The organism is Roseburia intestinalis L1-82, from assembly GCF_900537995.1.
GTDB classification, from domain to species: Bacteria; Bacillota; Clostridia; order Lachnospirales; family Lachnospiraceae; genus Roseburia; species Roseburia intestinalis.
The window spans coordinates 1,879,184-1,904,441 of sequence record NZ_LR027880.1; the positions used below are offsets into that span (position 1 = coordinate 1,879,184).

General features: G+C 43.2%; 24 protein-coding genes and 1 tRNA gene. 18 read left to right on the plus strand and 7 right to left on the minus strand.

The features are described from left to right. Position 1: 1 nt before the first annotated feature. From metA to glgA, 16 genes are all read left to right on the plus strand, one after another. Positions 2-934 (plus strand): homoserine O-acetyltransferase MetA, encoded by a 933-nt coding sequence (gene metA, locus RIL182_RS08785; RefSeq protein ID WP_015560648.1) that lies wholly within the window; start codon positions 2-4, stop codon positions 932-934. A 1,011-nt stretch (positions 935-1,945) separates the two neighbouring features. Next, positions 1,946-2,293, plus strand: coding sequence for a hypothetical protein (locus tag RIL182_RS08795; protein ID WP_006857707.1), 348 nt, complete (start codon positions 1,946-1,948; stop codon positions 2,291-2,293). 165 nt (positions 2,294-2,458) lie between these two features. Then, positions 2,459-2,836 carry an Asp23/Gls24 family envelope stress response protein gene (locus tag RIL182_RS08800; protein ID WP_006857647.1) on the plus strand — a complete coding sequence of 126 codons (378 nt, stop codon included), beginning with the start codon at positions 2,459-2,461 and terminating at the stop codon, positions 2,834-2,836. A 92-nt stretch (positions 2,837-2,928) separates the two neighbouring features. After that, positions 2,929-3,324, plus strand: coding sequence for a transcription antitermination factor NusB (gene nusB, locus RIL182_RS08805; RefSeq protein WP_044999158.1), 396 nt, complete (start codon positions 2,929-2,931; stop codon positions 3,322-3,324). Then, the gene (gene xseA, locus RIL182_RS08810; RefSeq protein ID WP_015560647.1) at positions 3,321-4,526 is read left to right on the plus strand and encodes an exodeoxyribonuclease VII large subunit; all 1,206 of its coding nucleotides are present in this window, start codon (positions 3,321-3,323) and stop codon (positions 4,524-4,526) included. Before nusB ends, xseA begins: the two co-directional genes overlap by 4 nt. Then, on the plus strand, positions 4,516-4,734 hold the full coding sequence (gene xseB, locus RIL182_RS08815; RefSeq protein WP_006857649.1) for an exodeoxyribonuclease VII small subunit: 219 nt from the start codon (positions 4,516-4,518) through the stop codon (positions 4,732-4,734). The genes xseA and xseB overlap by 11 nt, the downstream gene beginning before the upstream one ends. 30 nt (positions 4,735-4,764) lie before the next feature. Beyond that, positions 4,765-5,655 (plus strand): polyprenyl synthetase family protein, encoded by an 891-nt coding sequence (locus tag RIL182_RS08820; RefSeq protein ID WP_006857650.1) that lies wholly within the window; start codon positions 4,765-4,767, stop codon positions 5,653-5,655. 180 nt (positions 5,656-5,835) lie between these two features. Next, positions 5,836-7,701, plus strand: coding sequence for a 1-deoxy-D-xylulose-5-phosphate synthase (dxs, locus tag RIL182_RS08825; protein WP_134523243.1), 1,866 nt, complete (start codon positions 5,836-5,838; stop codon positions 7,699-7,701). A gap of 21 nt (positions 7,702-7,722) precedes the next feature. Further along, on the plus strand, positions 7,723-8,535 hold the full coding sequence (locus RIL182_RS08830; protein ID WP_022112841.1) for a TlyA family RNA methyltransferase: 813 nt from the start codon (positions 7,723-7,725) through the stop codon (positions 8,533-8,535). Continuing rightward, positions 8,536-9,396 (plus strand): NAD(+)/NADH kinase, encoded by an 861-nt coding sequence (locus tag RIL182_RS08835; RefSeq protein ID WP_006857653.1) that lies wholly within the window; start codon positions 8,536-8,538, stop codon positions 9,394-9,396. Positions 9,397-9,427: 31 nt separating this feature from the next. Next, a complete protein-coding gene (gene argR / locus RIL182_RS08840; protein WP_006857654.1) occupies positions 9,428-9,880 on the plus strand; it encodes an arginine repressor in 453 nt (150 codons plus the stop codon). A 67-nt stretch (positions 9,881-9,947) separates the two neighbouring features. Then, complete coding sequence (gene recN, locus RIL182_RS08845) at positions 9,948-11,618, plus strand: DNA repair protein RecN (protein WP_044999160.1); 1,671 nt, start codon at positions 9,948-9,950, stop codon at positions 11,616-11,618. 153 nt (positions 11,619-11,771) lie between these two features. After that, positions 11,772-12,986, plus strand: coding sequence for a SpoIVB peptidase (gene spoIVB, locus RIL182_RS08850; RefSeq protein ID WP_118597840.1), 1,215 nt, complete (start codon positions 11,772-11,774; stop codon positions 12,984-12,986). 22 nt (positions 12,987-13,008) lie between these two features. Further along, entirely contained in the window at positions 13,009-14,514 is a 1,506-nt protein-coding gene (locus RIL182_RS08855) for a GGDEF domain-containing protein (protein WP_243128747.1), read from the plus strand. Between the two features lie 149 nt (positions 14,515-14,663). Then, positions 14,664-15,458, plus strand: a complete 795-nt coding sequence (spo0A, locus tag RIL182_RS08860) for a sporulation transcription factor Spo0A (protein ID WP_015520632.1) — start codon at positions 14,664-14,666, stop codon at positions 15,456-15,458. A gap of 93 nt (positions 15,459-15,551) precedes the next feature. After that, a complete protein-coding gene (glgA, locus tag RIL182_RS08865) occupies positions 15,552-17,009 on the plus strand; it encodes a glycogen synthase GlgA (RefSeq protein WP_006857657.1) in 1,458 nt (485 codons plus the stop codon). A 25-nt stretch (positions 17,010-17,034) separates the two neighbouring features. Here glgA and RIL182_RS08870 read toward each other — a convergent pair whose 3' ends face one another. The 6 genes from RIL182_RS08870 to RIL182_RS08895 all read right to left on the minus strand — a co-directional run bounded on the left by RIL182_RS08870 (position 17,035) and on the right by RIL182_RS08895 (position 22,545). After that, positions 17,035-18,042, minus strand: coding sequence for a DUF5688 family protein (locus RIL182_RS08870; protein WP_006857658.1), 1,008 nt, complete (start codon positions 18,040-18,042; stop codon positions 17,035-17,037). 142 nt (positions 18,043-18,184) lie between these two features. Continuing rightward, a complete protein-coding gene (locus RIL182_RS08875; RefSeq protein WP_006857659.1) occupies positions 18,185-19,240 on the minus strand; it encodes an ABC transporter substrate-binding protein in 1,056 nt (351 codons plus the stop codon). A 41-nt stretch (positions 19,241-19,281) separates the two neighbouring features. Continuing rightward, complete coding sequence (locus RIL182_RS08880; protein ID WP_006857660.1) at positions 19,282-20,052, minus strand: ABC transporter permease; 771 nt, start codon at positions 20,050-20,052, stop codon at positions 19,282-19,284. Next, the gene (locus tag RIL182_RS08885) at positions 20,046-20,870 is read right to left on the minus strand and encodes an ABC transporter permease (RefSeq protein WP_015520636.1); all 825 of its coding nucleotides are present in this window, start codon (positions 20,868-20,870) and stop codon (positions 20,046-20,048) included. The genes RIL182_RS08880 and RIL182_RS08885 overlap by 7 nt, the downstream gene beginning before the upstream one ends. Continuing rightward, a complete protein-coding gene (locus tag RIL182_RS08890) occupies positions 20,863-21,936 on the minus strand; it encodes an ABC transporter ATP-binding protein (protein ID WP_006857663.1) in 1,074 nt (357 codons plus the stop codon). The genes RIL182_RS08885 and RIL182_RS08890 overlap by 8 nt, the downstream gene beginning before the upstream one ends. Positions 21,937-22,005: 69 nt before the next feature. Continuing rightward, the gene (locus tag RIL182_RS08895) at positions 22,006-22,545 is read right to left on the minus strand and encodes a cupin domain-containing protein (RefSeq protein WP_015560640.1); all 540 of its coding nucleotides are present in this window, start codon (positions 22,543-22,545) and stop codon (positions 22,006-22,008) included. 247 nt (positions 22,546-22,792) lie between these two features. Between RIL182_RS08895 and RIL182_RS08900 the strand changes: the two genes are divergently transcribed. Beyond that, a tRNA-Thr gene (locus tag RIL182_RS08900) sits at positions 22,793-22,865 on the plus strand. Positions 22,866-22,999: 134 nt separating this feature from the next. Continuing rightward, positions 23,000-23,632 carry a uridine kinase gene (gene udk / locus RIL182_RS08905; protein ID WP_015560639.1) on the plus strand — a complete coding sequence of 211 codons (633 nt, stop codon included), beginning with the start codon at positions 23,000-23,002 and terminating at the stop codon, positions 23,630-23,632. Between the two features lie 160 nt (positions 23,633-23,792). Here udk and RIL182_RS08910 read toward each other — a convergent pair whose 3' ends face one another. Further along, entirely contained in the window at positions 23,793-25,010 is a 1,218-nt protein-coding gene (locus tag RIL182_RS08910) for a GDSL-type esterase/lipase family protein (protein WP_006857713.1), read from the minus strand. Positions 25,011-25,258 lie beyond the last annotated feature (248 nt).

Below are 25,258 nucleotides of genomic sequence, written 5' to 3' on the forward strand. Positions count from 1 at the left end.
TATGCCAATTAAAACACAGAGTGATTTACCGGCGAAAGAGATATTGGAGAAGGAAAATATATTTGTTATGGATGAAAGTCGAGCAACACATCAGGATATCCGCGTTATTGAGATTGGAATCCTGAATTTAATGCCGTTAAAAGAAGACACAGAGCTGCAGCTCTTGCGTTCGCTGTCGAACACACCGCTGCAGATCAATGTGACATTTATCACAGTATCGTCCCATGAGTCAAAAAACACATCCATGAGCCATTTAAACAAATTCTACGAGACGTTTGATGGAGTAAAAAACCGTTATTTTGACGGACTCATCATCACAGGGGCTCCGGTGGAACAGATGGAATTTGAGGAAGTGGACTACTGGAAGGAAATGTGTGATATTTTTGAATGGACGAAAACACATGTGACATCTACGATGCATTTATGCTGGGGTGCACAGGCAGGACTTTATTATCATTATGGATTGAAAAAGCATCTGCTGGACAAAAAGGTATTCGGGGTGTTTGAACATCATGTCATGAACCGCAAAGTGCCGTTAGTCCGCGGCTTTGACGATTATTTTATGGCACCGCACTCCAGACATACAGAAGTGAGAGCGGAAGATATCCGTAAAATACCGGATCTGACGATTCTTGCCGAGTCTGATGAGGCAGGTGTGTTCCTTGCAATCGCAGACGAAGGCAGACGCATTTTCGTCATGGGACACCCGGAGTATGACCGTGTCACACTTGACAAGGAGTACAAACGTGATAAAGAAAAAGGACTGCCGATCGATCTCCCGGTCAACTATTATCCGGATGATGATGATACGAAAAAGCCGAGGCTGGAGTGGCGGTCACATGGGAATATCCTCTACTCAAACTGGCTGAACTATTATGTGTACCAGACGACACCGTATGAGTTCATTGATACGGCGGAGATTGTAGGGAAATAAGGTCGTCTTCCCGGAAATAGAGACTTAGAGCCGTATTTGGTTTGCTTCAGAAAATTATAAAATTGTATAAAATGGCACATATTTTGATAGCGAAAGTGTGTAGATAGTGTGTAGCATACACACTCCAAAAAACAAAAGAAAATAGAACTCTGATATGACAAAAATATGAGAAGAACGTGAAAACTTTCTTCTCTTTTTTTGCGTAAAAAAGAGGTGTTGTGATGCAGTTATTTTTTTAAGATTGGGTTCGGTATTTGAAATCATCAAGTTGTCTTGATGATTTATTATGGATTTACGAGATGAAAAATGGATATATCTATTCTGCAAATGTTGATGTATATTATCCAGATATTAAATTTGTATATGATACAACAAAAATAGAAATGTCACAATATTATTTTGACTGTTATTATATACGGAATAATTCTAAATATAATATTACATTTTGTAGAGATGCCGTTTCTTGCTTGGATCAAGCATATGAATGGTTTTCAAAAAGGCTTCTGGAGATATGACCGTTAGTCAATGGAAACAAAATAGATTTTATCCGTACTATCCTGGATTAGAAGTAGATGTGTTAGATGTTGTTGGAATAGCAGTATCTGGACAGACAAAGCTTAAAAATGTAAGAAATACTTATAAGGACGAGTAAAAGCAAAGGGCTGTAAAATGATTCTATGATAAAGAAACGCTAGATTCGGTGGATGTCGATTCTGGTGTTTCTTCACTTTAATCTTCTTGTTTAAAAAAATAACTACTTTTGCATAGAAACTGTTAATGATATATAAGGCGCTTTAAAAATTTGCTGGCTAGTACAATTCAGGGAATGTTAGAAGCCGAAATGGACGATCAGTTAGGTTATGATAAGTATTAACGTTCACATGAGCCATACTATCGAAATGACTCAAAGTCAAAAACTGTGCAAAGCCAATATTATCTTCCTATGAAAAAGACTTTGAATTAACTTTTACACATAATTCCACAGCTATAGAAGGTAATACATTGACGCTGATGGAAACCAAGGTAGTACTGGAAGATGGAATATCTGTAGGCGGAAAAGAACTGCGTGAAATATATGAAGTTGTCAATCACAAGAAGGCGTATCAGTATGTTAAAAAGTGCATTGCGGAAGGAAAAATACTGGATGAACCTATTGTAAAGGATATTCATGCAATTTTGACAGAAAATATTATAGTTGGTGGTATTTACCGGAATCAGGAAGTACGGATCAGTGGTGCGGGGCATGTTCTGCCAGTTGGGAATGGCCGGTATCTATCGCAAAAGAAAATCGACTGGATTATTACAATGCCCTGGAAACCTATGCGGTACGAGGAGAGCTCGGAGAATTTGCAGATTTAGTGGCAGAATTGTAAGAAGAGCAGTTAGATGTCTATATCAAACTGATTTAAAGATAAAGATACTACCATTCTGACAGATAATCCCGGTTTTATACAAATTTTAGTTTCCAAAACAAGAATAGTCTGTTATAATAAGTTTATAATATCACTTAGGAGGCAATTAGCGATGGGTGAGGATAGAAAAACATTTAAAATAAAGGATGGTAATTTGGGAGAAGTGAAGATAGCAGATGAAGTAGTTGCCATCATTGCAGGGCTTGCCGCTACAGAGGTTGAAGGGGTAGGTTCCATGGCTGGCAACATTACAAATGAACTTGTTAGTAAGCTTGGCATGAAGAATCTTTCCAAAGGCATTCGAGTAGAGGTGCTTGAGGGAACCGTCAATGTGGACGTTGCGCTGAATATCTCTTATGGTTATTCCATTCCGGAGGTATCTGCCAAAGTACAGGACAGAGTAAAAAATGCGATTGAAAATATGACAGGACTTGAAGTATCCGTAGTGAACATCCGTATCGCAAGTGTGGACATGGGCAACAATAAATAATGCTATTCTAAGAAAAGAGGGTGTCTTAAGCGACATCCTTTTTCCTTATGCGTAAAAGAATACAAGAAGAAAGGATGACAGAAGAAAAGAATATGACCAGAAGAGAGATAAGAGAGCAGGTATTTAAAATGCTGTTCCGTGTGGAATTTTATAATCAGGAAGAGATGTCAGAGCAGATTGCATTGTGTGAGGATGATGCCTGCAACTGGAAAGAAAAAGACAAGACATATATTTTTGAAAAAGTAGAAAAGATTTCTGAAAAGCTTGAGGAGATTGACGCGAAGATCAATGAGGTATCAGAAGGCTGGAAAACAGGAAGAATGGGAAAAGTTGATCTGACATTGATCCGTCTGGCAGTGTATGAAATGCTGTATGAGGAAGATGTACCGGCGAAAGTTGCAATCAACGAGGCGGTGGAACTGGCAAAACAGTACGGCACAGATAATTCACCTTCGTTTGTAAATGGTGTACTGGCAAAACTGGTATGATGAAAAACGTATATTCCGTAGGGCAGGTCAATACATATATCAAAAATATGTTTGCCCAGGATTTTATGTTACAGCGGATCAGTGTAAAGGGAGAAGTGTCTAACTGCAAATATCATACGTCCGGTCATATCTATTTTACGATCAAGGATGCAGCCGGGACGCTTAACGCAGTGATGTTTGCGGGCAGCAGAAAAGGTCTGAAGTTCCAGATGAAAGAAGGCGACCAGGTTGTCGTGACGGGTTCGGTGGAAGTATACGAGCGTGATGGAAAGTATCAGATCTATGCAAGAGAAATCGAACTTGACGGTGCGGGAAACCTTTACCAGAAGTTTGAAGCTCTGAAACAGGAATTAGAAGAAATGGGAATGTTTGCGGCAGAATACAAACAGCCGATCCCGCCGTATGCAATGAAGATCGGAGTTGTGACAGCACCGACCGGTGCTGCGGTGCAGGATATCCGCAATATTTCTGCGAGACGTAACCCGTTTGTGCAGCTGATTTTATACCCTGCTTTAGTGCAGGGGGATGGTGCTGTAGAGAGTATTGTAAATGGAATCCATGCGTTAGATGCGCTTGGGGTGGATGTCATGATTGTCGGCAGGGGCGGTGGTTCGATTGAAGATCTGTGGGCGTTCAATGAGGAAGAGGTAGCGCGAGCCATTTTTGAGTGTGAAACTCCGGTTATTTCAGCAGTCGGTCATGAAACAGACTGGACGATCGCTGATTTTGTGGCAGATCTGCGGGCACCGACGCCGTCGGCAGCAGCAGAACTTGCAGTGTTTGATTATGCGGCAGTGGAGGGAAGACTTGGCGAGATCAAAGAGCGGATGTTCTTATTGAATATGCAGCGCATCCAGCAGATGCGAAAAGAATTAGAACATGCAAAGGACAGACTTTCCTATCTGAGCCCTGAGGGGCAGCTGCGCGAAAAAAGAAAATATGCGGCAGATCTGGAAGAACAGCTAAGAAACCGCATGGAGCATATGATTGAGCTGCGCAGGCATAAGCTGGCGCTGCTTTCGGAAAGATTAGAGGGTGTGTCGCCGGTAAAAAAACTTGCACAGGGATATTCTTATGTGACAGATGAAAACGGGCATACACTTACAGATGCAGAGGGTGTGAAAGCGGGTGACCGTGTGAAAATCCGCCTGTTAAAAGGTGCGTTAGAGGCAGAGGTGACGGAGGTTTTGCATGAGCGATGAAACAAAAAACAAGCCTGCGCTGGAAGATAATTTTGCAGAGCTTGAGGATATTTTAAAACAGATGGAACAGCCGGAGATTTCACTGGAACAGTCATTTTTGCTGTATCAGAGCGGTGTGGAAAAACTAAAAGAGTGCAATGTGATGTTAGATACCGTAGAGAAAAAGATGCAGATTTTAAATGCCAAAGGGGAACTGGAAGATTTTTAAGATGCAGACGGTGCATATGGAGGAGCAGATATGGATATCAAAGCGGAAATAGGCAGACATACAGATGAGGCAGAACAGATCATAACTTCCTATCTGCCAGAGGAAAAGGGATACCAGAAAACTGTGATCGAAGCAATGAATTACAGTTTTCTTGCAGGAGGAAAAAGATTACGGCCGATTCTTATGTTAGAGACTTACCGGCTGTTTGGCGGAAAATCGAAAGTAATCGAGCCGTTTATGGCTGCAATCGAGATGATACATACATATTCACTGGTGCATGATGATCTTCCGGCGATGGACAATGATGAATACCGCCGTGGCAAAAAGACAACACATGTGGTGTATGGGGAGGCAATGGCGATCCTTGCCGGGGATGCTCTTTTGACATATGCATTTGAGACGGCGGCGAAGGCACTGGATATCGAACCACAGAATCCGGGAATTGGAAAAGCAATCCGTATTTTGTCTGCAAAAGCGGGAATTTATGGAATGGTCGGCGGACAGACAGTGGATGTTGAGTCTGAGAATACCTGTGATATGACAAAAGAAAAACTTGATTTTATCTATCGTCTCAAGACAAGTGCGCTGATCGAGGCGTCCATGATGATTGGAGCTGTTCTTGCTGGGGCGACCGGAAGTGAACAGAAGATCGTGGAAGCGGTGGCATCAAAAGTCGGGCTTGCATTCCAGATACAGGATGATATCCTCGATGTGACAAGTACGATGGAAGTGCTTGGAAAGCCGATCGGCAGTGATGAGAAGAATCACAAGAGCACCTATGTGACGTATGAAGGAATCGAGAAGTCAAAACAGGATGTTGCAGACCTTTCGGAAAAGGCGATCGCACAGATGGAGACACTGGTTGTGAAAAATGAATTCCTGACAGAATTATTGCGCTATCTGATTTCGCGTGAAAAATAATTCGCCGTTCGTCAATCATGCGAGCATGTTGACTCTCTTGCGCTCATTATATCCTGTGCAAAAACAGCACATGATCCAATTCGCCGTTCGTCAATCATGCAGGCATATTGACTCTCTTGCGCTCATTATATCCTGAATAAATCGGTACAAAAAGAGAACCGGGAAACAGAGGAAGTCAGTATGATATTGGAAAAAATAAAAAAAGAAAATGATATCAAAGAACTCTCAGAGGAAGAGTTAGAGATATTAGCGGATGAGATCCGTGAATTTTTAATTCAGAAAATATCGGTTACCGGTGGACACCTGGCGTCAAATCTGGGTGTGGTGGAGCTTACCATGGCGCTTCATCTGTTTTTGGATCTGCCAAAGGACAAACTGATCTGGGATGTTGGTCATCAGTCCTACACACATAAACTGTTAACCGGAAGAAGAGAAAACTTTGATACACTCCGCAAATATGGCGGGATGAGCGGTTTCCCGAAACGAAAAGAAAGCGACTGTGACTGCTTTGATACGGGACACAGTTCCACCTCGATTTCTGCCGGATTAGGCTATGCACATGCCAGAGAGATCGCGGGCGAGGATTATAAGGTCGTATCTGTGATCGGGGACGGTGCGCTGACTGGCGGCATGGCATTTGAAGCTCTGAATAATGCGGCACAGTTAAAATCTAATTTTATTATTGTGCTGAATGATAACAATATGTCTATTTCTGAAAATGTCGGTGGACTCTCGACATATTTGTCCGGTTTTCGGACGGCAGATGCCTATCTGGATCTGAAAATGGGCGTGATGAATTCGCTAAACAAGATTCCGGTTTACGGCAATAAAATGGTAGAGCGGATCCGTAAGACGAAGAGTGGAATCAAACAGCTGTTTATTCCGGGCATGCTTTTTGAAGAGATGGGCATCATTTATTTAGGACCGGTTGATGGCAGTGATATGAAGGGAATCTTAAGACTGCTGAAAGAAGCGTCGAATATTGAAGGCCCGGTCATGGTACATGTTTTAACACACAAAGGTGCAGGATATCTGCCTGCCGAGCGCCATCCGGCAAGATTTCATGGTACGGAGCCGTTTGATATTGAGACCGGATTGCCAAGCAAACCGAGAGTGAAAGCAAACTACACGGATATTTTTTCAACTGTGATGCGCAAGCTTGGTGACCGTGATGAAAAAGTGGTAGCAATCACAGCGGCTATGACGGATGGTACGGGACTCAAACGTTTTCATAATATGTTCCCGGGTCGTTTCTTTGATGTTGGAATTGCGGAGGAACATGCAGTTACGTTTGCGGCAGGACTTGCGGCGGCAGGGTTAAAACCGATATTTGCGGTATATTCATCTTTCCTGCAGCGTGCATATGACCAGATCCTGCATGATGTGTGTATTCAGAATCTGCCGGTTGTTTTTGCAATCGACAGGGCAGGACTTGTCGGCAGTGACGGAGAGACACACCAGGGTATTTTCGATATATCCTATCTGTCTGCGATTCCGAACATGACGATCATGGCACCGAAAAATAAATGGGAACTTTCCGATATGATCAAGTATGCCGTCGATTTTCCGACACCGATCGCAGTGCGGTATCCGCGTGGGGAAGCGTATGACGGGTTGAAAGAATACAGGCAGCCGATTTCCGTCGGCAAGAGTGAATGGATCTATCGTGAATCAGAGATTGCACTGGTTGCGTTAGGATCGATGGTTAAGACGGCTGAAAAAGTGCATGCGGCATTAAGGGAAGAAGGCATTCCTGCAAGTCTTATCAATTCCCGTTTTGCAAAGCCGTTAGACACACAGATGTTAATGGAGGCTGCATCGAAACATACACTGGTCGTTACCATGGAAGAGAATGTCATAAATGGTGGCTTCGGGGAGCATATCACCCGTTTTTATAACGAACAGGGAATCTATGTGAATGTACTTAATATAGCAATCCCTGATGAGTATGTGGAGCATGGAAATGTGGATATTCTATACCACGAAGTCGGTATTGATGCGGATACCATATTAAAACGGATCAAAGAGGTTTATCATCCATTATAAGGCAGAAAGGATACAGATTCATTGAAAGAAAGATTGGATTTATTGTTGGTAAACAGAGGACTGGCACCGTCCAGGGAAAAAGCAAAAACGATGATCATGGAAGGCAATGTGTTCGTGGAAAATGAGCGCGAGGACAAGGCAGGTTCCATGTTTGATACAGAGGCAAAGATCGAGATAAAGGGAAATACGCTGAAATATGTAAGCAGAGGCGGATTGAAGCTTGAAAAAGCGATGACGCATTTCGATATAGAATTAAATGACAAAGTCTGTATGGATATCGGGGCATCGACCGGAGGATTTACAGACTGTATGCTCCAGAACGGCGCAAAAAAAGTGTATTCTGTCGATGTCGGATACGGTCAGTTTGCATGGAAGCTAAGACAGGATCCGCGGGTGGTCTGCATGGAAAAGACGAACATCCGTTATGTGACACCACAGGATATCGATGATGTATTAGATTTTGCATCTGTTGACGTTTCATTTATCTCATTGACGAAGGTGCTTGGCCCGGCAAGAGAACTGTTGGCAGATGGCGGTGAAATGGTGTGCCTGATCAAGCCACAGTTTGAGGCGGGAAGAGAAAAAGTAGGGAAAAAAGGTGTTGTGCGCGATAAATCCGTACATGAGGAAGTAATTGATAAGGTCGTATCATTCGCACTTTCAATCGGATTTTCCGTGCTTCATCTGGAATATTCGCCGATCAAGGGACCTGAGGGCAATATTGAGTATCTGGTGCATCTGAAAAAAGAGGCAGAGGCAGAACAGGCAGGCGTGGAAGAATCTGTCGATGTACAAAAAGTGGTAGATGCGGCACATGGAGAACTGGACAAATAAATGAAAAATTTTCTGATTATCACAAACTATTATAAGGATTCTGAGGCGAGGCTGACCAATCACATTAAAGAATACATTGAGAAAAAGGGTGGTTCCTGCAGCACTTTTTTCAGCAATGGGGAGACACCGGGTGAGGCGGCTCCGCACAGGGAAGATATCCCTGAAAATACACAGGGAGTTTTGGTGCTCGGTGGAGACGGTACGTTGATCCGTGCCGCAGCAGCTTTGGTAAAGAGCAGACTGCCGCTGATCGGTGTCAATTTAGGGACACTGGGATATCTGTGTGAGCTGGAAGAAAAAGACGTATTTGCAGCAGTTGACAAGCTCATGAAAGACGACTACATGGTCGAAGAGCGGATGATGCTTGGCGGATACGGGATCAAGGGTGGTGAGATACTGCCTGCGGATATCGCACTTAATGATGTGGTAATTCACAGAACCGGGGCACTTTCGGTGGTAAATCTGATCGTCTATGTCAATGGTGAATATCTGAATACGTTCCGCGCAGATGGAATCATTATATCGACACCAACCGGATCTACAGGATATAATATGTCGGCGGGAGGTCCGATCGTGGACCCGAAGGCACAGATGATGCTGATCACGCCGATCAATGATCATAACTTAAGCTCAAAAAGTATCGTGATCAGTGCAGATGAGGAGGTTACCGTAGAACTTGGAAAGCGTCGCTCCCAGAAAGACGAGATGGTGGAAGTCAGTTTTGACGGAGACAGCAAAGTTCGTTTGGAAGTGGGCGATCGTTTTGTGGTGCGCAGGGCGGAAGATACGGCAAAGATCTGTAAATTGAGCAGTGAAAGTTTCCTTGAAATATTGCGCAGGAAGATGAGCGCTTATACATAATAGTGGATTTATCTTTAGAACAGGAGAAAGTATGAAAACAAAGAGACAGGCAAAAATACTTGAACTGATAAAAAAGAATAACATCGAAACACAGGAAGAATTATCGGATTATTTAGAGAGGGAAGGATATCAGGTAACGCAGGCAACGGTTTCGAGGGATATTCGGGAATTGAAGCTGACAAAGGTGGCAGTCAACGGGGGCAGGCAGAAATATGTTGCACTGATGGAGGCAAGCGAAGATCTGTCTGAAAAATATACCAGAGTGTTCCGCGATGGATTTGTTTCCATGGATATGGCACAGAATATCCTTGTTATCAAGACGGTATCAGGAATGGCAATGGCGGTGGCTGCGGCACTTGATGCCATGCATCTGCATGAAGTTGTGGGATGTATTGCCGGGGATGATACGATCATGTGTGCAGTCAGAAGTGTACAGGAAACTGTTGAAGTTATGGGACGGCTGCGCAAAATTGTAGAAGAATAACAGACTGTCAGAAAAGAGGAGATACTTCCGGGAGAGAATGCGCGGGAATGCGCAGGAAGGAGATTCTATGTTACAAAATCTGCATGTGAAAAATTTAGCACTGATTGATGAGTCGGAGGTCGATTTTGCCGGGGGATTAAATATCCTGTCCGGTGAGACAGGTGCCGGAAAGTCCATTATCATTGGATCAATCAATCTTGCACTTGGAGGCAAGGTTCAGAAAGAAATGCTGCGTGACCCGGAAAAACCAGCGCTGGTGGAACTCATTTTTTCTGTTACCGAAAAGCAGAAACAGGTGTTAAAGCAGCTTGATGTGGAGACTGAGGATGATGAGGTCATCTTAAGCCGCAGGATCACGGGTGGACGCGGTGTCTCGAAGGTCAATGGCGAGAGTGTGCCTGCTTCAAAAGTAAAAGAAATTGCTTCGGTTTTGATTGACATTCACGGACAACATGAGCATCAGTCACTTTTGTCGAAGAAAAAGCATTTAGAGATCCTTGACAGTTATGCAAAGGAAGAGATCGAGCAGCCGAAAAAGGAGCTTGCAGAGGCATATAAGGACTATAAGAAACTTGTGTCAGAGTTAAACGATGCGGACGTGGATGAGGAAGAACGCTTAAGGGAAGTTTCGTTTTTGGAATATGAAGTCGGTGAGATTGAAGAGGCCGGACTTACTGTGGGAGAAGATGAGGAATTAGAGACACAGTATAAGCGTTTCATCAATGGGAAAAAAATTGTGGAAGCACTCAATCAGGCGTATCAGTATACCGGAGGGATGGATCAGGCATCAGAGCTGACCGGACGTGCGCTAAGGGAACTTTCGGGCGTATCAGTGTATGATGAGAAAATTGCTGATATGGAAGAAACGCTTACACAGATCGACAATCTGCTAAATGACTTTAACCGGGAGATTGCAGATTATCTGGATGATACAGATTTTGACGAGGAGACGTTTTACCATCTGGAAAAACGGCTGGATGAGATCAATCACTTAAAGTCAAAATATGGAAGTTCTATTGAGGAAATATTAAGTGCATGTGAAACGAAACAGGAACGGCTGCTCCGGTTAAAAGATTACGATACTTATCTGGCTGATTTAAAAGAAAAAGTAAAAAACGCGGAGAAAAAACTGCAGAAAAGCTGTGAAAAAGTGTCCGATATCCGCAAAAAATATGCAGAAAAACTGGTTATTGCAGTGACGGAAGCATTGAAAGATCTGAACTTTTTAGATGTTGTATTTGAAATGCGGTTTGACGTGCTGTCAAACTACACAGCAAACGGATACGACGATGCGGAGTTTATGATCTCAACAAACCCGGGAGAGCCGGTACGTCCGCTTGGAAAGGTGGCATCCGGGGGAGAGCTTTCAAGAATTATGCTTGCGATAAAAACAGTGCTTGCCGATCAGGACGAGGTGGAGACGCTGATCTTTGATGAGATCGACAGTGGAATCAGCGGACGCACGGCACAGATGGTTTCCGAGAAAATGAATCTTTTAGGACGTTCACACCAGATCATCTGTATCACACATCTGCCGCAGATCGCTGCGATGGCGGATGCACATTATCTGATTGAGAAGGCTGTCTCAAACGGCGCAACCGTCTCAAAGATCAGACGGCTTGATACGGCAGAAACCGTGGACGAACTGTCCCGTATGCTTGGCGGTGTTGAAATCACGGATAAGGTAAGAGAAAGTGCGCGGGAAATGAAAGAACTTGCCGCAAAAAAGAAAAAATAAAAATTCCAAAAAAAGGCCGGTGTGTCAGGAAGTGGCAGGGCAGTTTGGATAAATAACAGCGTGAAAAAGAAAAAAGCACATATAATAAAAAGGGGATATCGAAACAGGATATCTTCTTTTTTTGCGAAAGATGGGGAAAACAGGAGAGAGAGAATGAAAAAGATAAGTGCTTATTACAGAATTATACAAAATCTTACCTGTATGGGATTCTTTTTTACGTTGATTTTTGCGGTAAAATCGTTTGAGAATGCTGTGCCGGATGAGATATATGTGAGAGCGGGAGAAACGGTATCTTATGATTTTGATGTTCCGGTCAGTGTTGTGCTAAAGCAGGACAGTACGGAGGTATTTGAATATCTGACAAAAGATTCACCGCTTACGTATTGTGTAAATTGCAGATTATTTGGAATTTTTCCCGTTAAAGATATCACGGTTATGCTGGTGGAACCGGAAACGGTTTATGCCAGTGGAATGCCGGTTGGAATTTATGCGAAAACAAAAGGAGTACTTGTGATCGGGAATGGGGAAGTGGAGAGGGTAGATGGACGGGAGGTAAAGCCGTCAGAAAATCTTGTAAAAAGCGGAGATTATATTGTCAGTGTCAATGGGATGGCAGTCAGCGAGAAAGAAGACCTTGCTGCAGCAGTGAACGAAGCCGGAGGAGAAAAAGATATTCTTGGAATCATGCGTGGCGAGGAATATATTGAGGTTTCCCTGGATCCGGTAAAGAGTGTCAGTGGAAAATATATGCTTGGTGTCTGGGTGAGGGACGACCTTGCGGGAGTAGGAACACTTACTTATTACAAAGCAGATGGAACCTATGCAGCACTTGGACATGCAGTGAGTGACAGCGATACCGGAACGATCATGAGTATGGCGGAAGGGTATCTTTATCATACAGATATTGTAGGCATAAAGAAAGGAAAGTCAGGCACTCCGGGAGAACTTTCCGGTATTATTCAATACGGAGACAGTACAAGAATAGGTTCGATCATGCAAAACACCGGTCTTGGGATTCATGGAGTCTTAAACGGAAACTTAAAGTGGTTAGAAACCGGGGAGTGTTATGAGGTGCGTTATAAACAGGATATCAGGACCGGAAGTGCGTTTATTGTATCGTCTGTTTCCGGGGAGAGTAAAAAATATGAAGTGATGGTGGAAAGTGTTGATTACAGCGGAAAAGAGGAAAATAAAGGAATCCTGATCCGGGTTACAGACCCTGAACTTTTAGAGCTGACAGGCGGGATCGTACAGGGAATGAGCGGCAGTCCGATCATACAGGACGGGAAACTGATCGGGGCCGTTACACATGTGCTCGTCAATGATCCGACCAGGGGTTATGGGATATTCATTGAGAAAATGCTTTAACATCACAGGCAAATATGGTATTATGAAACAAAAAGTGACAGTTTTTGTAAATGGGTGGCATATGCATACAGAGAGTGAAATAGAGAAATTAGCGGCGGAATATATGGAGGAAGGCCGGACAGCCTTTTTTTCAAAAGAATTAAATAAGGCGGCAACTTTAACGCAGAATGCAATCGATATCTATCGGATGGAAAAAAATTATGAACAGTATGCATTTGCGCAGAATATGATGGGTGTCATCTATGTGTCGCTTGGAAATGAATCGGCTGCAATGGATTGTTATTTAGAAGTGTTAGAGTGTTCAAAAAGACATGGAATAACATCCGTTCTGGCATTGGCGTATAATAACATAGGTTCCAGATATCAGGAGTTACGGCAGCACCAAAAGGCGATTGGATATTTTGAAAGGTCTGCAGATGAACTTGAAAAAGTGACAGACACAGAGAATGAGAATTTTCAGATCAGGTATCTGATTACACACATGAATCTCATGAAGTCCTATGGGGAACTTGACCGGCTTGACGATGCACGCAAGGAACTTCTTAAATTAGAAAAATGCAGCCAGGGTATTGTGAATGAAATGTATCGTTACTCTTATCTGACATTGAAATCAAGACTTTACTGGAACATTGGGGAAAAAGAATATGTGTATGAGCATTTGGATGAATTGATAAAGGGTGGAATTGATGATTCAAATGCAGCAGATTATATTGAAGATGTAAGTGACTTGTGCGGCCTGCTGAAAGATATGCAGGAGTTTGACAAGTGGAAAAGAGTGATTCTGGCATTTGAGCAGCATGCAAAGAAACAGAACAGCATTTATTATGAAATGATTCTCAATGAAATGTGGCTGGATTACTATAAGGAGCTTGGGGACAACGAGCAGTATGTAAAGCTCTGCATTCACTATGTAGATGTGGCTCAGCAGCAGAAAAAAGCAGACAATGAGGAACGTGCATGTGCGATCGACTTAAAGATTGAACTTCAGGAAAAGGAAGAACAACGCAGACATGCGGAGGTACGTTCCAATCAGGATGCACTGACAGGGCTGGGCAACCGGTATATGTTAGAGAAGGATGCTGTGGATGTGATTGAACATGCAATAAAAACAGGCGAAAAGATTGCTGTCGGAGTGCTTGATATCGACTGCTTTAAACAGCATAATGATACATATGGGCATATTCAGGGGGATCGTTGTCTTCGACATGTTGCTGATGTTTTGAAGAATGCCGTGGAAAAACGTGGAAAGGCATACAGGTTTGGCGGGGATGAGTTTGTACTGCTTATCCAGAACGGGGAAGAAAATACGATCACTTCCATTGCAGAAACGATAAAAAAAGAACTGCAGCAGCTGCATATAGAGGATAAGGATTCTGGCAGACAGGCAGCCGTCACGATTTCACAGGGATATGCAAGTTTCCTGCCAAGCAGACAGGAAAGCAGAAATAGTCTGATTGAACATGCGGATAAAGCATTGTATGAAGTAAAAGAAAACGGAAGGGATGGATTTCGTATTATTGTAGAATAATCCATAATTTATGTAAATTTTTGCGCTTGACGACTACATTCGACAAAATAATTTGAGTGAAAATAAGTATCATCAATTTACAAATAATTTATGATAATAGAAAGTTCGCGAGGCGCACTTTCTATTGTTTTGTCACAGGAGGGCTTGAAATGGAAAAATTAAGTGTAGCAATTGCTGATGATAATGAGATAATGTTACAGTTATTAGGGGATATTATCGAAAGTGATGATGAGTTGAATGTGGTAGGAACAGCAAAAGACGGTGAGGAAGCTTATCGTGTGATAAAAACAAAAGAGCCGGATATCGTGCTGCTTGACATAGTAATGCCAAAGTTAGACGGACTTGGGGTACTTAGCCGTGTGAACAAGGATAAAACGATCAAAAAACACCCGGCATTTATCATGATCAGTGCAATCGGACAAGATCGTATCACGGAAGATGCGATCAACATGGGGGCATCGTATTACATTATGAAACCATTTGATAATGATATGATCATTGACCGGATCAAACGGATCAAAAACCGCAGTGTGCCCGGAATGGAAAAACGTAAGATAAATGCATATGAAAAGGCAGAGCCGGTCAGCGAGCGCAGTCTTGAAGCGGATGTGACGGAGATCATCCATGAGATCGGTGTTCCGGCACATATCAAAGGATATCAGTACTTAAGGGATGCCATTGTTATGTCCGTGAATGATATGGAGATGTTAAATTCCATCACAAAGATCCTATACCCGACGATTGCAAAGAAATACCAGACAACATCAAGCAGAGTGGAGAGAGCGATCCGTCACGCGATCGAGGTAGCATGGAGCAGGGGAAAGATGGATACGATCGATGAGATGTTCGGTTATACGATCCACAATGGAAAAGGAAAGCCGACCAACTCAGAATTTATCGCGCTGATCACAGACCGTATTCGTCTGGAACATAAAATGTATTAATACTTTTCAGAAAAGTAAAAAAGAGTTATAATATTCTTTAGATTTTCAAAAGTTTATAGAAGAATAAATTTTTGGGGCTGGAGGGTTTATGACATGAAAAAAATATTATTTGCGGCTTCAGAAGCTGTGCCTTTTATGAAAACCGGAGGACTTGCAGATGTAACAGGCTCATTGCCAAAATATTTTGACAAGAAGAATTATGATGTGAGGGTCATTCTTCCAAAATATGTCTGCATGGAAGAACGGTGGAAAGGACAGCTTCATTTTTTATGCCATTTTTATGTGAATTTAAGCTGGAGGAAACAATACGTTGGGATTTTTGAAACAACGTATGATGGAATTACTTACTATCTGGTCGACAATGAATTTTATTTTGCGGGAAATGCACCGTACAACAATATTTATGAGGACGTGGAGAAGTTCGCATTCTTTTCAAAAGCAGTGTTAGAGGCATTGCCGTATCTTGATTTCTGTCCGGATATCATCCACTGTCATGACTGGCAGACGGGACTGCTTCCGGTATTTTTGCGTACTTTATATGGAGATGAGGAATACTATACGGGTATAAAGACGGTATTTTCCATCCATAATCTGAAATTTCAGGGAAGATGGAAACTGCCTGCAGTTATGGATATTACCGGACTGCCGGAACAGATTTTTGCCTCAGATAAGTTAGAGTCTTACGGTGAGGCGAATTACTTAAAAGGCGGTGTGGTCTATGCAGATGCAGTCACCACAGTCAGTCCGACTTATGCCTATGAGATCACGACACCAGAGGGCGGTGAAGGATTAGAAGGACTTATGTATGCGTGCAGGGATAAACTTTTCGGTATTTTAAATGGCCTGGATTATACAGAATATGATCCACAGAAAGATGTCTATCTGACCAATCATTATAACGAGGTGAATTATAAGGAAGGAAAGGCTCTCAACAAAACACGTCTGCAAAAAAATGTGTCTCTTCCGGTAGACGGGGACGTATTTCTGATCGGTATGGTATCGCGTATGACAGACCAGAAAGGGTTTGATCTGATCGCATATATCATGGATGAACTGCTCAGTACCGAGCGTGTCCAGTTTGTTGTGGCAGGAACCGGAGAGGCACGATATCAGGATATGCTGTCTTACTTTGCGGGAAAATATCCGGATAAGATGAAGGTACATATCGGCTATTCAGAGGAACTTGCCCATCAGATTTATGCCTCCTGTGATGCATTTTTGATGCCGTCTTTGTTTGAGCCTTGTGGTTTAAGCCAGCTGATGAGCCTTCGTTATGGCACGGTTCCGATCGTGCGTGAAACGGGTGGTCTTAAGGATACCGTCATTCCGTATAATGAATATACGAAAGAGGGAACCGGATTCTCCTTTGCAAATTATAATGCGCATGAGATGTTAGCGACAATCCGTTATGCGTTATCCGTATTTTACCAGCATAAAAATGACTGGGATATACTGATAAAACACGGTATGAGTCAGGATTTCTCCTGGAACGCATCGGTGGCAGAATATGAAAAGTTGTACGACAGTCTGATGACAAAGTTTACATGGTAATACGGTCACTTTTTTGAAAAATAATTTACATGGTAATACGGCTGCTTTCCCTTGAATAATAATATACATGGTCGGAGAGAATATCCTCTGTGGAAAGCTGTGTGGCATTGACTTCCTGAACCATTTCCGAGAGTTCCCGATAGGACTGCTGACGGGTATCTGCGGGACTGTTTGCGGAGGATAGCAGAGGATCGGCCGGTGTGGCAAAAGAATTGACGGGAATGATGAGAACTTCGTGGATGCTGCTTGGAAGGATATAAAGATCACTTCTTAAGTGCTCTGCGAAGTTTTTTAGCAGATCCTGATACAGGATACATGCAGAGCCGTTTAATTTTGTATGATTGGACAGCACATACATCGGAAAAGGTGCCGGTGGAGCAAGGATGGCGGAGCTGTCGTCATCGGAAAGAAGTTCTTTTAGCACGTCGCTCATATTGCGAAGCTCATAATGCTGGAGATCCGGTGTGTTTTTGCATGCAAGTGCATACAGGTCATCTTTTGTGATATTCCAGAAGGAAAGATGATGGTTATGGATCAGGATCGTGGCAGAGCTGCCAGAGGCTGACGGAGAGCAGGAAATCTTTTCTTCTGAAAATGACTGGCTGATATCGTCCGGATCAATGCCGATCAGACAGTTGAATACGATCGCCAAATCAAGAAAACGAAAATGGGGAACATCTGTTAACAGCGCCTTGTTGCGCTCGTAATTGATCAGCTTAAAGATAATGCGGGACTGAACCTTCTCATAGCATGTGAAAAAGGAAATATCAACACTGTGGGCGGGTTTGTTCTGCTGATAAATGTCCCTGATCTCGGTGCAGATATCAGAAATGGGCCGGCCGTTTTCATATGCATGAAAATAGTCATTCAGATAAATGGTCGGTGAGATATTGCAGCCCGGAGTTAAAACGGTCAGACCGTCTAAGTGGGTATTGTTATTTTTTAAAATGTCCTGCAGGATAATGGAAACGTCAGAACCAAATGCGTCCTGTAAAGATTGTCTGATCTGCTGTTTAAATGTCTGATATGTCATAAAGACCTCCTGTAAATACGAATCTATCCACGATAAATCCGCGGTGCAGGAGAAGATATTACTGTTTCTAAAATGGGGAAAGTCCACGCAAAACACTGCGTGGACTTACTATAACACATGCATACTACAAATGCAAGAAAAATTATTCGGATTTTAATTTTTTCCAGAGATAGCTGTAAAGCGAAGTTGTGGATTCATCAAACTGTTTGTACACGGTACAGTTATCCAGTGTTTCCTGTGGCGGGAAAATGGTGGTATCACTCAGAGTCTCATCGTCAAGTGCATCAATCACAGCAAGGTTTGGTGTGGCATAGCAGACATAATCAAAATTTTTCATGGCAACGTCCTCACGGCATAGGAAATCGAGAAATTTTTCAGCATTTTCCTGATTTTTACAGCTCTTTGGAATGAACCAGGAATCGATCCAGAGGTTGGAACCTTCTTTTGGAACCGTATAGGAGAGGTCATCATTTAATTCCATCGCAGTGGCTGCTTCCCCGGAATAAACTAATGCCATTGCCGCATTTCCGGCAGCCATTTCATCGGAAGTCTCATCCACATAATAGGCGTACACAAGAGGTTTTTGTTTGATCAGAAGATCAACGGCATTATTCAGTTCGGTCTCGTTTTCTGTATTGATGTCATAATTTAACAGGCGAAGAGCCGGGACAAACGAATCACGGACAGAATTCTGCATAATGATGGAATCTTTGTAGTGTTCATCCCACAGGATATTCCAGGAGGACACCTCATCATCTGTGACCATCGTGGTATTGTAGAGGATGCCGAGCGTTCCGTAAAAATAGGGCATGGAGTAAGAGGCATCCGGGTCAAAGATCCTTGCCGCATCGATGATCGACGGATCAATATTTTGGTAATTCGAAAAACTGCTGAAGTCGATCTTATTTACTTCGCCCTCCGAGATCAGACGTTCTACCATATAGTCGGAAGTGCAGATTAAGTCATAACCGATCGAACCGGCTTTATATTTCGTATACATTTCCTCCGGGCTTTCATATTCTTCTAATTTAACATGGATGCCGGTTTCCTGTTCAAACAGTTTTAAAACAGAACTGTCCATATATTTTCCATAATTTAAAACGACCAGCGAATTATCGTCAGCGGTATTTTTTGTTCCACAGCCTGCGGCAAAAAAAGCGCCGAGAAGTAAAAGCGGAAAAACAATATATTTTTTCATGATATCCTCACGATCTGCCGGATAATACGGCGTATCTGTAATTACTGGCTGTTCTTAGACGATCTGCGGTTCATGACAAGCAGCAGCAGAAATGCGGCAAAAAACAGCAGTGTGGAAAGTGCATAAAGCTCCGGACGTACACCTTTTCGAAGTTCTGTGTAGAGCATGGTCGAAAGTGTGTTCACACCGGCACCCTTGGTAAAAAAGGTGATGGAAAAATCATCCAGGGACATGGTGACAGCCATTAAGAATCCGGAAAACACACCGGATTTGATATCCGGCCAGGTCACTTTATAAAAGGCATAAAGCGGGGAGGCACCAAGATCTAAGGCCGCTTCATAGGTGTTCCGGTTTACCTGCTTTAATTTTGGAAGTACATTTAAAATCACATACGGGATATCAAATGTAATGTGTGCAATGAGCACCGTTACAAAGCCCAGATTTAAAAATTTTACAAAAAGCAGCATGAGTGATATTCCGGTCACGATATCCGCGTTTAACAGCGGGATGTTGGTTGCACCGAGCATCAGTGTGGTGCCACGTTTTTTCATCGCACTGATGCCGATGGCAGCGAGTGTGCCGATCAGCGTGGAGAGTACTGCGGCGCAAAGTGTGATCTGCAGCGTCATGATCAGTGCGTTCATGATCGTTTTGTCTGTAAAACAGGAGGCGTACCATTTTAAAGTAAATCCGCCCCATACGACTCTTGATTTGGAATTGTTAAAGGAAAGAACGACCAAAACAAGAATCGGAAGATATAAAAATAAAAAGATGACCGCAAGATAAATGCGGGATGCAGCCTTCTTTACCATACAGCAGTTCCTCCCTGATCTTTATCAAAAATATTCATGACCGCCATACTTGCGATGACGAAAATCATAAGTACAACGGAAAGTCCGGAGCCCAAATTCCAGTTGCTTCCCTGCATAAATTCCTGTTCAATGACATTTCCGATCAAAAGCACTTTACCACCGCCGAGCAGATCGGAGATCACGAAAGAGGTAAGAGCCGGAACGAAAACCATGACGATTCCGCTGATCACGCCGGAGAGTGTCAGCGGAAAGATAATGCGGATCAGTACGATCCTTGAATTTGCACCCAGGTCTTTTGCAGCTTCGATAACGTCCGGTTTGATGCGCGCTATGGAGTTATAGATCGGCAGGATCATAAATGGCAGAAAGTCATATACCATGCCGAATACAACGGCGGTCGGTGTATTTAACATTTTCACCGGGCCAAAGCCAAAGAGACCAAACAGTGCGTTTACGATACCGTTGTTGGAGAGTAAAAGCCGCCAGGCAAGGATACGCAGCATAAAATTCATCCACATCGGAAGTACAAATAAAAATACGACAAAACTCTGATGCTTAAAATGAAAACTGTTTAAGATCATCGCAAGCGGATAGGCAAGCAGCAGACAGACTACTGTACAGAAAAATCCGAGCTTTAAGGAAAGCAGAATGGATTTTACATGTACCGGGTCTGCAATCGCTGCGATATTGTCCCAGGTAAAAGCACCCGAAGTATTTGTAAACGCATAATATAAGATAATAACGATCGGCAGCAGGATAAATCCGATTATCCATACCAGATAAGGTCCTGCTAAAAGCTGTCTGCCTAATTTACGCATCGATCTCCACGGCCTCCTCATCCTCAGATTCCGGTTTGTTCATGATCTGGATGTTAAACGGGATCACGTTGATGCCGACATGCGTGCCCACCGGATACATTTTTGTGGTGTGAACCAGCCATTCATAGCCGTTTGCCATAATGCTGATCTCATAGTGTACACCCTTAAAGATGATGGATACGATGTCACCATCCATAAAACCGGCACCAGGCTCTGTGATCTCGACATCCTCCGGACGGATTACAACATCGACCGGCGTATTACAGCCGAATCCCTCGTCGACACATGGGATCTTCACACCTAAGATCTCCACAACTTTATCCTGGATCATGGTTCCGTTTATGATGTTGCTGTCACCGATAAAGTCGGCAACAAATGCATTGACAGGCTCATTGTAGATCATCTCAGGTGTACCGATCTGCTGGATGTACCCCTGGTTCATGACAACGATCGTATCGGATATGGTAAGTGCTTCTTCCTGATCATGGGTAACGAATACGAACGTGATGCCAAGCTCATTTTTCAGGCGGATCAGCTCGTACTGCATGTCCTGGCGGAGCTTTAAGTCGAGGGCACCGAGCGGTTCGTCTAAAAGGAGAACTTTCGGTTCATTTACAATGGCGCGCGCGATCGCGATACGCTGCTGCTGGCCGCCGCTCAAAGAATCAATAGAGCGGTTTTCAAAACCCTCAAGATTCACTAATTTCAGTGCATAACGGATTTTATCATTGATATATTCTTTGCTTTTTTTCTTGATCCGCAGACCAAATGCGATATTTTCCGCGATTGACATATGCGGGAAAAGGGCATATTTCTGGAAAACAGTATTTAAGTTACGCTCGTTTGGCGGCAGGGACGTGATATCTTTGCCGTCAAAGACAACGCTTCCTGCATCCGGAGCCTCAAAACCGCCGATGATGCGGAGGGTGGTTGTCTTTCCGCAGCCGGAAGGGCCGAGGAGTGTGATAAATTCATTTTCGCGGATATATAAATTTAAGTCATCTAATACGACGTGATCGCCGTAGGATTTTGAAATACCTGTCAGATTGATTAATTTTTTGCTCATTTGTGTTCAAAACGCTTCTTAATATAGTAAAAAACGTTATCCCTTTCTAAATGGTATGTAAAATACAGATTAAAAACTTGGAGGTGTGGAAACCCAGATCAGGATGGCATCACGGTTGCCGTTATTTTCCAGCCGATGTTTTTTCCCCGCCTGGAAATAGAAAGATTCGCCTGCCCGGACAGTATAAGTTCTTCCACCGTAAAAAACACGCACGGTTCCTTTTAATACATAGCCGAATTCTTCGCCTGCATGTGGCAGATGCGTGTCGGAGGAACCACCGGGTTTTAAAGTAAGGCGCACCGGCTCCATGCTGTTCTTCTGGGCATTTGGTATGATCCATTCGATCATTTTATTTCCATCTTCGCTGATTTTTTCAAAATAATCATCTTTTTCAAATACGATCTGTTCCGGTTCTTCGTCCGTAAAAAATTCGGCAGGAGTTGTGCCGAGACATTGTATGATGTCAAGCAGTGTGCCGATGGACGGAGAGTTCTGGTTGCGTTCCAGCTGGGAAATAAATCCCTTGGTCAGTTCAGAGCGGTCAGCAAGTTCCTGCTGTGTCAGACCGTACTGGATACGAAGCTCTTTCATACGCTTTCCGATATCCATGCGAACCTCCATTCTTGCGTGTGAAAAATGTTATTTTTCAGACTAATCTCAATTCTGCAATTTTTTGGTAACTGTAAAAATATATGTTTTGTTTACAATAAGTAAACAAGACTATTTTATGCATTTTATAGGAAAAGTCAATAGAAAATAAGCTTTAAAAAAATATAAAAAAGGTCTTGCTTTTTTTATATAAATTATATATAATGAACAAGTGTGGCGTGAGTCGAAAGACAACACACCTCAGATTGCCAATATGGCTCAGTTGGTAGAGCAACGCATTCGTAATGCGTAGGTCGTCGGTTCGAGTCCGACTATTGGCTTATGGATTCCGGAATGCCGGATGGATGAGAGAGCAAGTGGTTCCTGAAAAGTTCCGCTTGCTTTTTTCGTTCGCAGGAAATTGCGTTCTATAACAGGATTTTTCCTGTATCAGGATATGAAAGGATACGGTATTATGGCAGAAGCAAAAAATACAATTTTAATTGGAATTGCAGGGGGAACAGGAAGCGGAAAGACGACGTTGGCAGATAAAGTGGTTGACAGCTTCGGACGTGATGAAGTCAGTATTCTTCGCCATGATAATTATTACAAACGCCATGACGAGATGAACTATGAGGATCGCTCAAAGTTAAATTATGATCACCCGGATGCGTTTGATACAGAACTTTTATGTGAACATATCAAAGAGCTGAAAAAAGGAAAGGCGATTCAGATGCCGGTCTATGATTATACGATCCACAATCGTTCCGATAAGACGATCCTAGTGGAACCTGCACCGGTCATTGTATTAGAGGGTATTTTGATCTTTGCAGAGCCGAGTCTCTGTGAACTGATGGATATCCGTGTGTTTGTAGACACCGATGCGGATGTCCGTATTCTGCGCAGAATCGTAAGAGACGTAAAAGATCGTGGACGTTCGTTAGACAGTGTCATAAATCAGTATTTAACGACGGTAAAACCGATGCATGAGCAGTTTGTGGAGCCGAGCAAACGGCGTGCAGACATCATTATCCCGGAAGGCGGGGAAAATGCAGTTGCGTTGGAGATGCTGATCCAGAGAGTAAGAAAACATTTAGAGGAAGCATAGAGCTAAGAGGTCAAATGAGAGACTGACGGGCATATATAATGCTGTAAAAATCGCACCAGGACGGGATGAAAATCCGCTTTGGTGCGATTTTTTTTGCCACCCCGAATCTTCATAGGAAACTACGTCCTGTGATCAAAAAGTCCTCAGGGCAGACCGTCTTTTAATAGAGAAAGGATTTAGGTACAGCATCTGCCATGGCTTTGTAACCGGCACTACTCGGATGCAGATGATCGCCGCTGTCATAGCCGGCTTTGAATGCTGCAGGATGATCAGGATCCTGTACTGCGAGGTCGAAGTCGATACATCCCTCAAAACCGTCCGTCAGGCGGATCCATTCATTCACCTGATTTTTTAACTCTTCACGGAAAGGTGCATAGGTGCGCCAGTCTTCGATTGGAAGCAGTGTTCCGATATAAACAGATAATCCCAGGGCATGTGCCTGATCAACGTACCATTTGAGACCGTCTATGAGCTCTTCTGCAGTTGGAAGATCACTCATGGGGCGGAATGGATTGATGTCGCATCCGACCGGGTGAATGATGTCATTGATCCCCTGCTGGATAATGATGGTGTCTGCGCCGGAAGTTGGTATTTCATGTGAAAAACGGTTACTTCCCTTTAAACCGTACGAATCATAGGTAATACAGTCATACTGGCGGAGAATTCTGGTACCGCTCGCAGCACGGCGTATAACGGAAGTATGTTTTTTCCCTTCCCGTAACAGCCGGAGCATCAGTTCGTCCGGCCATGCCTGCGCGGTGATGGAGTCGCCATAGCAGATCACGGCATGATTGTCCGGAGATGTCAAAATATCAATGTTACTCAGAAAATAAAACCAGTTTGTCGTTTTGCTTGTATCAAGGGGAAGCCTGCCGGCAGAAGTCTGATCTCCCAGTGAAAAAAATCCTTTTGAGAGAGGGCCTGTGATCAGAACTGCTGACTGCATCAGGGTAAAATCCGCAAAATAAAGGTTGACACAGAGAGTCTGGCCTGCCTGGACCTGAAAGAAAATGTCATCACTTATGATGCGCTCGTGTGCGGCGATCGTCACGGAAGAATTCCCGGAAAAAGTAATCTGTGCTGTTGCAGATTCCTGCATGGGACAGGAAAGATTTATTTTTCTTGTAATGTCATCGCAATTAAAATCACAGTCTGCGATGGAGACAGTTGCTTTCGTGATGGAAACAGGTTCACTGCCGCAGTAATTATCAAAGGTAAATCTTAAAGCAGTTCCATCAAACGGCGCATAGACCGGATAGCGGAGTGTGATATCTTTTGCATAGCTCTCAGGGCGGTGTTCTGCGATTGAAACTGCATTTCCCCACATGGAACACCATGTCTGGTTTTTATTTATTGTTGTATTCATCGGGTTCTCCATTTCTGCCAGAAATTTTTGGATTCATAGGAAAATGTGTCCTGTGAATTTTGTATCAGTATACATCCTTTTAGAGGGAGGGTAAAGTGAAACATGAATTTTCCTTGACTTCACCACTGTATCATGTTATTATCACAAACAGAGTGAACAAAGCGTTCATGAAGGGGTACACCACCGCGGGTGTATTCTTTCGTGAACGCTTTTTTTATTACACCGTAAAATTAAAAGGAGAAAAATCCTCCCCTCGTCCA

Bases quoted from the DNA above. Each gene is read 5' to 3' on its own strand.
- metA (WP_015560648.1), top strand. From the start codon at position 2: ATGCCAATTAAAACACAGAGTGATTTACCGGCGAAAGAGATATTGGAG.
- RIL182_RS08795 (WP_006857707.1), top strand. From the start codon at position 1,946: ATGGAAACCAAGGTAGTACTGGAAGATGGAATATCTGTAGGCGGAAAA.
- RIL182_RS08800 (WP_006857647.1), top strand. From the start codon at position 2,459: ATGGGTGAGGATAGAAAAACATTTAAAATAAAGGATGGTAATTTGGGA.
- nusB (WP_044999158.1), top strand. From the start codon at position 2,929: ATGACCAGAAGAGAGATAAGAGAGCAGGTATTTAAAATGCTGTTCCGT.
- xseA (WP_015560647.1), top strand. From the start codon at position 3,321: ATGATGAAAAACGTATATTCCGTAGGGCAGGTCAATACATATATCAAA.
- xseB (WP_006857649.1), top strand. From the start codon at position 4,516: ATGAGCGATGAAACAAAAAACAAGCCTGCGCTGGAAGATAATTTTGCA.
- RIL182_RS08820 (WP_006857650.1), top strand. From the start codon at position 4,765: ATGGATATCAAAGCGGAAATAGGCAGACATACAGATGAGGCAGAACAG.
- dxs (WP_134523243.1), top strand. From the start codon at position 5,836: ATGATATTGGAAAAAATAAAAAAAGAAAATGATATCAAAGAACTCTCA.
- RIL182_RS08835 (WP_006857653.1), top strand. From the start codon at position 8,536: ATGAAAAATTTTCTGATTATCACAAACTATTATAAGGATTCTGAGGCG.
- argR (WP_006857654.1), top strand. From the start codon at position 9,428: ATGAAAACAAAGAGACAGGCAAAAATACTTGAACTGATAAAAAAGAAT.
- recN (WP_044999160.1), top strand. From the start codon at position 9,948: ATGTTACAAAATCTGCATGTGAAAAATTTAGCACTGATTGATGAGTCG.
- spoIVB (WP_118597840.1), top strand. From the start codon at position 11,772: ATGAAAAAGATAAGTGCTTATTACAGAATTATACAAAATCTTACCTGT.
- RIL182_RS08855 (WP_243128747.1), top strand. From the start codon at position 13,009: ATGAAACAAAAAGTGACAGTTTTTGTAAATGGGTGGCATATGCATACA.
- spo0A (WP_015520632.1), top strand. From the start codon at position 14,664: ATGGAAAAATTAAGTGTAGCAATTGCTGATGATAATGAGATAATGTTA.
- glgA (WP_006857657.1), top strand. From the start codon at position 15,552: ATGAAAAAAATATTATTTGCGGCTTCAGAAGCTGTGCCTTTTATGAAA.
- RIL182_RS08870 (WP_006857658.1), bottom strand. From the start codon at position 18,042: ATGACATATCAGACATTTAAACAGCAGATCAGACAATCTTTACAGGAC.
- RIL182_RS08875 (WP_006857659.1), bottom strand. From the start codon at position 19,240: ATGAAAAAATATATTGTTTTTCCGCTTTTACTTCTCGGCGCTTTTTTT.
- RIL182_RS08880 (WP_006857660.1), bottom strand. From the start codon at position 20,052: ATGGTAAAGAAGGCTGCATCCCGCATTTATCTTGCGGTCATCTTTTTA.
- RIL182_RS08885 (WP_015520636.1), bottom strand. From the start codon at position 20,870: ATGCGTAAATTAGGCAGACAGCTTTTAGCAGGACCTTATCTGGTATGG.
- RIL182_RS08890 (WP_006857663.1), bottom strand. From the start codon at position 21,936: ATGAGCAAAAAATTAATCAATCTGACAGGTATTTCAAAATCCTACGGC.
- RIL182_RS08895 (WP_015560640.1), bottom strand. From the start codon at position 22,545: ATGGATATCGGAAAGCGTATGAAAGAGCTTCGTATCCAGTACGGTCTG.
- udk (WP_015560639.1), top strand. From the start codon at position 23,000: ATGGCAGAAGCAAAAAATACAATTTTAATTGGAATTGCAGGGGGAACA.
- RIL182_RS08910 (WP_006857713.1), bottom strand. From the start codon at position 25,010: ATGGAGAACCCGATGAATACAACAATAAATAAAAACCAGACATGGTGT.